7 protein-coding genes are annotated in these 11,508 nt (G+C 56.4%); 5 read left to right on the top strand and 2 right to left on the bottom strand.

Annotation, left to right across the window (positions count from 1 at the left end; all coding sequences use genetic code 11):
* Window positions 1-12 precede the first annotated feature (12 nt).
* Window positions 13-1,266: a multidrug efflux RND transporter periplasmic adaptor subunit MexE gene (gene mexE, locus NTD87_RS17470; RefSeq protein ID WP_262115278.1), complete on the bottom strand. Its 1,254-nt coding sequence runs from the start codon at window positions 1,264-1,266 to the stop codon at window positions 13-15.
* Between the two features lie 907 nt (window positions 1,267-2,173).
* Between mexE and NTD87_RS17465 the strand changes: the two genes are divergently transcribed.
* From NTD87_RS17465 to tnpB, 3 genes are all read left to right on the top strand, one after another.
* Entirely contained in the window at window positions 2,174-6,082 is a 3,909-nt protein-coding gene (locus tag NTD87_RS17465) for a TcdA/TcdB pore-forming domain-containing protein (protein ID WP_262115277.1), read from the top strand.
* A gap of 263 nt (window positions 6,083-6,345) precedes the next feature.
* A complete protein-coding gene (locus tag NTD87_RS17460) occupies window positions 6,346-6,531 on the top strand; it encodes a transposase (protein ID WP_262115274.1) in 186 nt (61 codons plus the stop codon).
* A gap of 142 nt (window positions 6,532-6,673) precedes the next feature.
* Complete coding sequence (tnpB, locus tag NTD87_RS17455) at window positions 6,674-7,873, top strand: IS66 family insertion sequence element accessory protein TnpB (protein ID WP_262115273.1); 1,200 nt, start codon at window positions 6,674-6,676, stop codon at window positions 7,871-7,873.
* On the opposite strand, the gene NTD87_RS17450 is transcribed toward tnpB, so the two are convergent.
* Entirely contained in the window at window positions 7,870-8,757 is an 888-nt protein-coding gene (locus tag NTD87_RS17450) for a LysR family transcriptional regulator (RefSeq protein ID WP_262115272.1), read from the bottom strand. The two genes, tnpB and NTD87_RS17450, sit on opposite strands and share 4 nt — an antisense overlap.
* Window positions 8,758-8,882: 125 nt before the next feature.
* Between NTD87_RS17450 and NTD87_RS17445 the strand changes: the two genes are divergently transcribed.
* The gene (locus tag NTD87_RS17445; RefSeq protein WP_262115271.1) at window positions 8,883-10,073 is read left to right on the top strand and encodes a serine hydrolase domain-containing protein; all 1,191 of its coding nucleotides are present in this window, start codon (window positions 8,883-8,885) and stop codon (window positions 10,071-10,073) included.
* 237 nt (window positions 10,074-10,310) lie between these two features.
* Window positions 10,311-11,474: an acyltransferase family protein gene (locus NTD87_RS17440; protein ID WP_262115270.1), complete on the top strand. Its 1,164-nt coding sequence runs from the start codon at window positions 10,311-10,313 to the stop codon at window positions 11,472-11,474.
* The last annotated feature ends 34 nt before the right edge of the window (window positions 11,475-11,508 follow it).

The following is an 11,508-nucleotide window of genomic DNA, read 5'->3' as shown; positions in this document are numbered from 1 at the left end:
CAGTGTCGTCCCTTAACCGCGTGGAGTCGCAGCGGCGAGTTTCACAGCCGTACCCGGCGCAACCTTGGCAGGCGCGACTTGGGGCAGGTTGCTGGCTTCAAGCGCTTGGCGTTGTTGTGCAAGGGCCGTGAGGGTTTCCTTGCTGGCCATCGGAATGACTTCAGGCGCGACCGGTGAGCCCGGACGCACCCGTTGCAAGCCCTTGACGATGATTGTGTCGTCCTTGTTCAGGCCGCTGCGCACGATGCGCAACCCTTCGATCTTCGGCCCCAGCTCGACGGCGCGGTAGGCTGATTTGTTGTCGGCATCCATCACCAGCACGAACTTCTTGCCGAGGTCGGTTCCGACGGCTTCGTCATTGATCAGAACGGCAGAGTAAGTGCCGCTGCCCACCAGTTTCAGGCGAGCGTAGAGGCCTGGGGTGTATTCGCCCTTGCTGTTATCAAACACCGCACGACCCCGGATGGTGCCGGTTTTCGGGTTGACCTGGTTGTCGACGAAGTTCATCTGGCCCAGGTGCGGGTTGCCTTCTTCATTGGACAGGCCAAGGTAAACCGGAGTGGTTTGACCGCGTTGGCCCTGGCGGGCGAGCTGGGTGTACTTGAGGTACACACGCTCATCGGCGTCGAAGTAGGCGTAAATCTTGTCGGTGGAGACCACGCTGGTCAGCGCGGTGACATCGGCGGTCACCAGGTTGCCGGCGGTGATCTCGGCACGGCTGACGCGACCGCTGATGGGGGCGGTGACATGGGTGAAACTCAGGTTCAGTTTGGCCAGGTCCAGTTGAGCCTGGATGGCGCCGACAGCGGCACGAGCCTCTTGGGCGGCGCTGGTACGCGAGTCGGCCAGCTCTGCGGAAATCGCGTTGCTGGTGCGCAGGCGTTCACCGCGTTGGGCTTCGTTTTCGCTGCGGGTAGCATTGGCGTGGCCCTGGGCAACCAGGGCTTCGAGGCGGCGGACCTCGGCCTGGAACGGCCGCGGGTCGATCTGGAACAGCAAGTCGCCTTTTTTCACCAGTGCGCCTTCGGTGAACGCGACTTCATCGATCTGGCCGGACACTCGGGGACGAATCTCGACGGTTTCCGGTGCTTCGAGGCGGCCGGTGAAATCGTCCCATTCATTGACCGGTTGTTCCAGTACCTTGGCCACACTGACTTTTGTCACAGGCATGGCGGCAGCGGTGCCCGGGGTCTTGCCGCAGGCGCTCATCACCAGCAAGGCCAAGAGGGCCAAGGGGAAGCGCAAATGTTTGAGTGACTGTTCCATGGATGCATCCGCCAATTGTATTGAGATGGACGGATGATGCTCGGCGGGCTTGTATCTCACGAATCGAATGAAGCGAAGGTAACTATCATTCGGAATGATATAAGCGTAAAGCAAGCCCTCTAGCATGGGGCTTTCGTTAGGTGGCTATCAATCTGCGCAATGACAATTCAGTGTTGCGGGGAATGCAAAAGTCAAGCTGAAAACCGAGTCGCGGCCATCGCGAGCAGGCTCGCTCCCACACTGGATCTTTGCCGGACGCCAGACCTGTGTGATGGTCTCGTTAAAAGCCCAAAGCTAATTAACGTGTTTGTATTGGCTGATATTAATGCGTTAGGTGTTCGGTCCCGGAATGAGATGGTGCGGATTAATTGTGAAACGGTCTGGATTTTGAGTCCGGGCCTCACAAATCACTTTGAAGGGATGATCCACCACCACTTCATCAGGTCTGCATTCTCGAGTTGTCTGATTTCAGATATTTGCTTTTTTTTGCGATCTGGATGTTCTATAAAACGATTCGGGTGGGAGGGTATTGTTTTTCTGGTTTGCCATTGCGAATCTGGCGGATTTCATACTTTATTCCTGGATTTTAATTGTTGGAAAGTGCGCGAGTCGCATCATGATGCTTGTTCACGTTAATGGGTGGATTTATGGAGAATCAAATAAGGCGAAGAAAGTAAATCCTGCTGTGATCCCCGAACTTCGCCAGCCGCGCATCGGCTTCGTCTGCTGTGACATGCAGCCTAGTGGCCCGATACTATGCCAGCCAAATCAAGCGCATAAAAAGCCTCTATTTATTGTCTGATGAGATATCAGAAATTTCGCCAAACAGTCAATTTTGCGCACGCATGCGACACCCGCGTGGAGCATTTACATGGACGGCCATCACGTGTAAGTGAGAGGTAGATGGATGGCCTTTCTTAAACATCACAAGGAAATCTATATGACAACTTTTAACGAGGCTCTAGGCAGAGTTACTGGTTTGTTGACGAGTGATACTGAAATTAACCAATATATTAGCCAGCCACTCTTAAATTGCGAAAATGCATCGAGTCGCGTTACAACTCTTCTGCAAACGAATAATATCGCCTATGAGGTGAGAGGCTTGCTAACATGGGAGAACGCTGAGGATGGTGCCAGCGGCAATCACTTTGTGGTGATTGCCAAGATCGACGAGCAGCGCGTAATGATCGACATAACGGCCGGTCAGTTTTCCACGGACCGTATCGGTACGCCCATTATCGATAGCGCTAAAAATTGGGAGGAACAATTTCTCGCGTTGCCTAGACTTCGTCGTGTAGTCATTAAGTTTCGGGATTTTCCGACTCATGCGCTCGCCAACAGTGCGGTAGCCGCAACAAATGAGCCCCTATTGACTGATCCGGCATGGACATTGTTAGGTGAAGCACGCGGTTGGGCCAAGGATCATCTTGAATATCCGCGCTGGGGAAGTAGGTATGCAGAATACCAGTTGTCGATTTCACCGCTCACCCCGCGCTCTCTTCGCCCGACGGAGGAACAACGAACGGCAACACTGGCCGAGCTGGCACGCCTTTTCGAAAAAGAAGTGACACCGTTCAAGGCCGTAAAAGAAGAAATCGACAACGGCGCCCGCAGTATCCCGGACACTCTGGACAATCGACAACGGTTGATCGCCAAAGCGGGCACACCAGATGGTCCTTCGTATACACGTATTCTTGATGAACTTGATCGATACCATTCTGAAGCCAATGGCCTCAGTGTCATGGCAAAGATGGGGAAATTGAGTGACCTGGCTCAATTGGCTGATGAATACGCGGCGACTCACACCCATAACCTCAATGATAGACCTGCCAAATTACTCGAATTTGCGAAGCATGCGCGAGCCTACGCTATCGGCTTGCGCCTGCGGGAAAATGCGCTTGGCAGTCTTGATTTATCCCAGGGATGGCGGCGTCCCTCATTGAGAAAATTGGTTGAATTGGGGAGTAATCATATCGAACCGGCCTCAGGGAGGAATTTTCGTCGACAACTGATCGTTCAATTGGAAGGAGATGATGTCAGTTTTAATGCGGTAATGGCTCTGTTTGGCAAATACCCAAGGCACACCGAATGGGTGCAATTGCAGCCAGGAGAAACGCAGACAAATATTAGATCCCAGGCACCGCTGCAACTCGATGGCGATGGACAGGTCAAGGTAGTCTTGGTCGGACATGGCGTGAACATTGATGGACGAACTTTGTTTGGAGGAAAAACCGTCGACGAACTGAAAGCTAGTCTGACTGCACTGATGGCGCAAACCTCCCGGGATAAGATTAAAGGTATCCACCTGGATTTGGTCGGCTGCGAGTTGCTGAATGAGCATCAATCCCTAGCCACCAGCTTGCCCGGCGAGCTGGGAGAGTGGTTGCTCAGTACGGGTGACGGCATGCAGATCAGTCGGAACAATCTGTCACTGAGCGCGCGCAAATATGCCGTACGCGTCACTGCAAATGGAAAGAAAGAAATTCTGACACCGGAATGGGGCTGGATCAACAAGGAAGAAGCGCGACTCAAGGATGTTGTACATAAGGTGGAGCTAGTGTGGGATGCCAAACTCGCTGCACTCGTGCGCAAGCCGCTGCCGCTGAGCGGCCTGATGGAAGCCGGTGGAGAAATTGAAAGCGTGATACACCATCCAGGACTTAGTGACGCAGATAGGGTAGAACTAGTTCGTCTGCATCAAACCGTGGGCGACCAGGTTCGCAAGCAGGTCTTGGATCTAGATCCCCCAGACGCGGAACACCGAAGGGCTATCGAACAATTCGCAATTAAAAATACCCGTGGCGCGATTCTTGCCGCGCAGTGGGTTGAAGCCGTACACGCCCTGATGCAACAACATCAGCTGTCGCCCGAGGAATGGCTGCCGACACTAAAAACCAGTAGCGACAAGGATGGGAGTAGAGCCAGACTCTTGTTTATCCGTCGCGCCGCCAATGTTGACGAAGCAGAACCGTCACGCTGGATTACTACCAATAACAATGCCATTTATCCTCAGATTCATGCTGAAATAAATGGATTGATCAATGATGTCAGCCGGGGACTCACATGGCATGAGGCTGAACAGGGATTACAGATCCGGCCGGATTTGTCGGAGGCAGATGCAATACACACCCTGAATGCCGCTTTCATGTTGAAAACCTTGATCGAGATGCGCTCCAGAAATGGCGAGCTAACGGCAATGAGCGATGCACTCAAAGTACAAGTGTATGCACAGTTGGTTCAAAATGGCATTCAATTGGTCAACGATGGCGCCAGGATGGGCCAGCTGGTTCGCTCAGCACTTGGCACGGAATTAAACTTGGCGCCCAAAGCAATGACTCTCATCGGGAGAATGGGGGCGGGAGTAAATGTGGCGTTTGATGCCATCAATATCGGCGCCATTATCGTCGAATTGAATCAGACCTCAGACTTGGCTGCCCGTGCAGCCATTGAATCCAAACTTGGCTTGGCTGTTGTTGGCAGCGGGGTGAACATCGCCGGTCTGATTGCTGGCCTGGCTGGCGCCGGCACCGTGGCTGGTGTACTAGGGGCCCTGGCAGTACCCTTGGCTGGCTTGGCGATCGGCGTTCCCATTCTGGTCGAAAATTATGAACGGCTGCGCCAAGGATTCGATCAAGCCTCGGCATATATGGACGCGATCATGACCAGCGTCTCCATACCTGGCTTGCGGCAGGATGGCCAAATCTGGCAATTTCAACCGGGGGCGGTCGTCAAAAAAATCAATTTTAAAGAAAGCCAAACACAATACGGCTACGTTTTAATCAACGGGACCCAAGGGGGAAGCTGGCATACCGTGACAGGTGGCTGGGACCATTATTTGGCCCGTCCCGACCCAAATCCAACTGGGTTTCTGAATGTGTATACCGGCCTTGGCGTACAAAGAAACCAATCGTTCGATGCCAGCCAGGCAAGTGTCGTGTTGCTTCCAAGCGGGGTGGATCGCCATATCAAGATGAATTATGCGCAATTGACCGGCCGAAGGACCGCTAATGCACCGGCACTGCGTCGTTTGCACGAGTACTATGGCGATCAATTCGTTTGGGGCATGTACGCTTTTCCAACAGATTGGGGTATTTACCAGATCACCGTGGATCTGGATACTACCAGCATCAATACCATACTGGATGCCACTCAGCGGACGTTGATCGTACCGACCGTTGTCGACGAAAACGAACGTCAGCACCTGAACTATAACATCACAGGCGGTAACGGTACTTGCGTAGTGGTCATGCCCGCTATTCCAGTTTCGATCGGTATCGATAGTTACGACGCCCAGAATCCCCTAGGGCCGAATCCACACGCTACCACGAACAATGAATGGATTTTTGATATTGATTATGCAGTGAAACAGCACTCCATCGTCGATGGCAGAGTTGTGCTGGGCGAGCTCAAGGCGGATGTGTTTGCAGGCTTGCAGGTGCGGCACAAGTTCTTCTCGATCGGTGGGCAAGCAGTGGAGTTCAGTGGGGATGCCCCCGCCCCGGTGCTGGTCACGACCATTGGCAATGTCGCCACGCTGCAAATACATGTGGAGCTTGGAATAGAGCCGCACCGAGGCCCATCCTGCCTGTTGATGCAAGCATTACCTTCGGCGCAGGATTTGGTGATATTGCAACGTTATTTTTCGACGCCGACTACCGAATCCCTGTTAATAAATGGCCTGATGGAAGCGATTATCGATCTTGGAGGAACGATCGGTCGACGTGCCGGTGTTTTTCATATCACCAACGGTGAGTTTACTTATTCTGGCGGTAGCATATCAGTAGTTCCGCTGGTGCCGGAAATAACTCATTCCTAAACTTGGGGCGACAAGCTCTAAGCTCAGAAATTTCTCGCCTCGGCTTATTAGTCCCTCCATTTCACGCGAAGTGGAGGGACTATATCAAATCAATTTTTGCAAGATGATTGCCAGTTTTGTCACTCCCCCAACTGAAGACGTTGCCCCGGGCTGGAACGTGCGTAAGGGAACGGTGAACCCATCTTCTCAGCCCCGCTAAGCCCCGACATGGTGTCCACCATTTTAAGTGGACACTATCTCTGGCCTTTTTAAGCGGATCCTTCATGCAGCCCAAACGACGCTCTTACGCCAAGACTTTCAAAGCCCAAGTCATCCGGGAATGTGCACAGCCTGACATCTCCATTGCCGGCGTCGCCCAGCGCCACGGGCTCAACGCTAACCTGGTACACCGCTGGATCCGCGTCCAGTCGCGCCGAGACGTGGTGGTGCACCGGCCTTCGTCCCGTTGAAATGGCAGGCGCCAAGCCCTTCGGCAGAAATTGCCATACCCGCCATCCGTATCGAAGTCCCTCATGCACGCGGCACGGTTGTGGTGAATTGGCCCGCCGACAACGCCGCCACTTGCGCGACGTTTCTACGAGACCTGCTTCGATGATCCGCGTCGACTCCATCTGGTTGGCCACCGCGCCGATGGATATGCGCGCCGGTACCGAGACGGCACTGGCCCGGGTCGTGGCGGTCTTTGGTGCGGCGCAGCCGCACTGCGCTTATCTCTTTGCCAATCGCCGGGGCAACCGTATGAAGGTGTTGGTTCACGATGGCCTGGGCATCTGGCTGGCAGCACGCCGCCTGCACCAAGGCCGATTCGTCTGGCCCGGCAACCAACAGGGTTCACAACTGGAGTTGAGTCCCGAGCAGCTTCAGGCGCTGGTGGTCGGCCGGGTCGATCAGCTATTTGTGATCGCCGGCGAGCAGGTGCAGGCCGACCAACAGCTGATCAGTCTCGACAATCCCGAGTGGCGTGCCCGGTTACTGCAACTGGCCGCCATGCCGGTCAATGCAGTGCCACCCGGGCAATCGGCTCTGGGCGAGAAGGAGCGTCAGTTGCTGAGGGCCCGGGTGGGCAGGGCGGAGCAACGGGTTCGGGCGCTGGAGAACCTCGTCGAACAAGGTGCCGCTACACGCGGCGAAGTACTGGCGGCGCAGTCCGATCGCGACGGGTATCGATCAGACCTGTTGGCGTTTGAGCGTCGAGAACAATTGGCGCGCCAGTCGCCACCGGGCTTTGATCGGGAGGTCATTGCGCAGAACTCCGAACAACAATGGCTGAAGACGCGCTTGGCCGCTTTGTCCGTCAAGGCGGCCCAGAGTGGTCGGATCGCCGAGGTACTGGTCAATTCGGGCGAGAACGTGGGGGCGGGCACGTTGCTGATGCGCCTGGAGCGACTGGAGGAACCGCTGCTGTGGATTTATCTGGAACCGCTGAATATCAGCTACGCCGTTATCGGTCAGCCCCTGCGTGTACGCATGCCGAACGGCGATTGGTTACTGGCCCACGTGGTCCAGGCTGTGGACAGTGCCGGACGTACGCCGACGGTATTGCGGGGACCGTTTGCCACCAGTGAAATGGGGTTGCAGGTCGCGGCCCGGTTTGATGAAGCGCTGCCGCCGCGCTGGAGAATCGATCAACTGCCGTTGAATGTTCGCTTTCCCACCGATTGGCAACAAATGTTCAGTGCCAGCCGTGAATTCATCGCACGATTCGAGAGCTTCATCGCAATGGATCGAACAACGACAGATGTTCCTGCACAAAGTCACGGCAAGGCTTTATCAGCCCCGCAAAAGCCTTAGTCTCGAACACCCCCATCACAAACAAAATCAATAAACGCTCGCAACTTTGGCGTCAGGTAGCGGCTCGACGGCCATACCACCTGAATGTTGAGCGTGCGCAGCACTTGATCGGGCAGTATCGACACCAGCTCTCCGGCCGCCAGTGCCTCGCGCACCGCAAACTCGGGGACGCAGGCGATGCCCAGTCCTTGGCGGGCCATGTGGATCAGCATTTCAAGGTTATTGCAGACCATCGTGGCCGGTATTTTCAACTCGGCGCCTTCGGCAAGCCCCGACAGTGACCATTTTTCCAGTTTGCCCGTGGAGGGCAGTTTGTAATGCAGGCAGTTGTGTTCCTGCAGTTGCTCGACATTCTGCGGGTAGCCGTGGCTCGCAAAGTAACTGGGGGCGCCGACGAGGTAGAAGCTGAAGCTGTCGAGTTTCCTGGCCATTAACCGGGAGTCGTGCAACTGGCCGGTGCGCACCACGGCGTCGAAACCTTCCTCGACCACGTCCACCAGCCGATCGGTGAAGTCCAGTTCCAGCTGGATTTGCGGGTAGTGCTGCATGAATCGCGAGAGATGCATGAACAGGACGTTGCCTAGCAGCGGCAGGCTGATGCGCAGTTTCCCTCGTGGTGTCTCGCTGGAGCTGGAGAGTTCCTGCTCGGCGGCTTCCAGTTCGTTGAGCACCCGGCGGCAGCGCTCCAGAAACAACGAGCCTTCGCTGGTCAGGTTGATGCTGCGGGTATTGCGATGGAACAGGCGTGCGCCGAGTTTCTCTTCCATGCGCGCGATGCTCTTGCCCACCGCCGAGGCGGAGATCCCCAACAAGCGGCCGGCCCCAACAAAACTGAGGCTTTCGGCGACCTGCACGAACACCGTGATGCCATTGAGCTTATCCAACACTCACTCCTTTGATTGCGGACAAAAAGGTCCGTGGACCTCGGAATTGTAACCTCTGTTTCCCGACAACGGCCCGCTCTACCATCGAGACATCGAGTCATTCATCCAACTATTCAGGTCCGCCAATGTCAGTCAACGAACCGCTTCGCCCATTACAGTCTCTACGCTCGTTTGAACCCGTCCAGCTGGCTTCGCGCATCGACGCGGTGCTGGAGCAGACTCTGCACGATCAGCGCCTGGTGGGCGCAGTGGTGCTTGTGGCTCACCGCGGCAAGCTCATTTACCAGCGCGCGGCCGGGTTGGCCGACCGTGAGGCGCAGTTGCCGATGCGCGAGGATGCCTTGTTTCGGCTGTCTTCGGTATCCAAGCCGATTGTTTCGGTGGCGGCACTGGCGCTGATCGGCCAGGGCAAACTCAACCTGGATGACGACATCACCCTATGGTTGCCTTACTTCAAGCCAACCCTGAGCGACGGCCAGCCGGCGACGATCACGGTGCGTCAGTTGCTGAGCCATACCGCCGGCTTCACGTATGGTTTTCTGGAAAGCGATCAAGGTGGCCCTTATCGCGATGCCGGTGTGTCCGATGGCATGGAGCGCAGCAACCTGACGCTGGAAGAAAACCTGCGTCGCCTGAGCCACGCGCCCTTGTTGTACAAACCGGGCAGCTCGTGGGGCTACTCGATTGCGACCGATGTACTGGGCGGCGTGATCGCTGCGGTTACCGGTACTTCGCTGGCCGCCGCTATCGACACACTGATTGCCAAGCCACTGGGCTTGCGCGATATCGGTTTCGGCGTGTCCGACGCCAGCCGCCTGAGCCCGGCATACCTGAATGATCAGCCACAGCCGCGGCGCATGAAAGAGCTGGAAGTGGTTCCGGTTTTTGAAGGCACTGCCGGTATCAAGCTGGAGCCGAGTCGGGCCTTGGACCCACAGGCCTTCAACTCAGGTGGTTCAGGCTTGATCGGCAGCGCCGGTGAGTTCCTCCAGTTGCTCGAAACCCTGCGCAAAGGTGGCGCGCCGTTGTTGCCTAAAGCGCTGGTCGAGGAAATGACCAGCAACCAGACCGGCGAGCTCGAACTGGAAAACTGGCCCGGTCGCGGCTTCGGTCTGGGCTTTACCGTACTCAAGGACCCGGCCGCCGCACAGACAGCCGAATCGGTCGGCAGCTGGCGGTTGGGCGGTGCATACGGACACTCCTGGTTTGTCGACCCGGTCGAACAATTGACGGTCGTTGCTTTCACCAATACCGCCTTCGAAGGCATGTTCGGGCAGTTCACCGTTGACCTTTGCAACGTTGTTTACGGGGAATGACCTTCGCGCCGGTTCCTGTCCGGGGACCGGCCGCAAGCGCAAAAAAAAAGGCGGTTCGCCCAGCGTTCCGCCACTAAAAATGTCTGCATTTAGCCGTACCCCTGGGGTCAACGGACCTTCGCAACATTGCCTGCAATGCTGGCAACGCCGCTGAGATTGTCGTGTGTTTTTTTACAGGGAGCACGCCCCGGACACGCAGGTGTCTTGGGCGCGCCATGACCATTTGGGGATCGGGAAATGAAAAAAGCAGAGTTCTACCATTCGCATATCCACAGCAAGCTCGACTCGCTCACCGGGATCCGTTTCCTCGCGGCGGCGATGGTGTTCATGTTTCACGCCTCACTGACCCGGATCATCGGTTTCAACCCCTATGCCGACACCGATGTGATCAATGCCTTCCAACGGATCTTCAGCGGCGGTGGCTGGCTCGGGGTGTCATTCTTTTTTGTACTCAGTGGCTTCGTGATCACTTGGTCGGCCCGCAAAGGCGACAGCGTGACGGGCTTCTGGAAACGCCGTTTGTTGAAAATCTACCCTAACCATATCGCCACCTGGGTGTTGGCGATGGCGCTGTTTGCCGTGCCTGCCGCCAGCGTGGCGATCTGGTTGCCCAACCTGCTGCTGGTGCATTCCTGGATTCCACGGATGGATACCTTCCTCAGCGTCAACGGTCCGTCCTGGTCGCTGTGCTGCGAGTTGTTCTTCTATTTGCTGTTTCCGCTGGCGCTCAAGCTGATCTGGAAAATTTCCGAGGAGCGCCTGTGGCAATGGGCCTGGGCGATGGTCGCCGGCCTGGCCCTGACGCAAGTGGCGATACGTTTGCTGGCGCCTGCGACACCGCTGATCAATGAGTACCCGATTTCCCTGAGTCAATGGTGGTGGTCCTACTACTTCCCGCCTGCGCGGATGTTCGAGTTCGTGCTGGGCATGCTCATGGCGCGCATTCTCATGGCTGGACGCTGGATCGAGTTGAGTGTGCCCTGGGCCTTCGCGCTGATGGTCGGCGGTTACCTGGCGGCCATGTGGGTGCCGTTCCAGTACAGCCTCAACCTGGTGACGCTGGTGCCGATCGCCGCACTGATCACGGCCATTGCCGCCAGCGACCTGAACGACCGCAAGGGGTTGCTCAACAACCGCTGGATGGTCTGGCTGGGGGAAATCTCCTTCGGTTTCTACATGATCCATCTGCTGATCATGACCTGTGCGACGCAACTGCTCGGCGGCCGACTGTTCGATAACGGGACGGCCACGTTGATCGTCGCAGCCACCTTCGCGCTCTCCATCTTCGGTGGCTGGCTGCTGTTCAACTTTATCGAGCGACCGGTCATGCAGCGCTGGGGCCGGAACGGGAAAGCCAAGGTGCCGGGCAGCAGCTTGGGCAGCCCCGAAACCGCGCCTTGATGCACCTTCGAAAGACCGTTTCACCACACGTCGC

Origin of the sequence: Pseudomonas sp. 6D_7.1_Bac1 (genome assembly GCF_025465945.1) — a bacterium.
Lineage (GTDB): Bacteria > Pseudomonadota > Gammaproteobacteria > Pseudomonadales > Pseudomonadaceae > Aquipseudomonas.
The sequence above is the reverse complement of the archived record's forward strand: the minus strand, read 5'-3'. Positions and strand labels throughout refer to the sequence as shown.

Bases quoted from the DNA above. Each gene is read 5' to 3' on its own strand.
- mexE (WP_262115278.1), bottom strand. From the start codon at position 1,266: ATGGAACAGTCACTCAAACATTTGCGCTTCCCCTTGGCCCTCTTGGCC.
- NTD87_RS17465 (WP_262115277.1), top strand. From the start codon at position 2,174: ATGGCCTTTCTTAAACATCACAAGGAAATCTATATGACAACTTTTAAC.
- NTD87_RS17460 (WP_262115274.1), top strand. From the start codon at position 6,346: ATGCAGCCCAAACGACGCTCTTACGCCAAGACTTTCAAAGCCCAAGTC.
- tnpB (WP_262115273.1), top strand. From the start codon at position 6,674: ATGATCCGCGTCGACTCCATCTGGTTGGCCACCGCGCCGATGGATATG.
- NTD87_RS17445 (WP_262115271.1), top strand. From the start codon at position 8,883: ATGTCAGTCAACGAACCGCTTCGCCCATTACAGTCTCTACGCTCGTTT.
- NTD87_RS17440 (WP_262115270.1), top strand. From the start codon at position 10,311: ATGAAAAAAGCAGAGTTCTACCATTCGCATATCCACAGCAAGCTCGAC.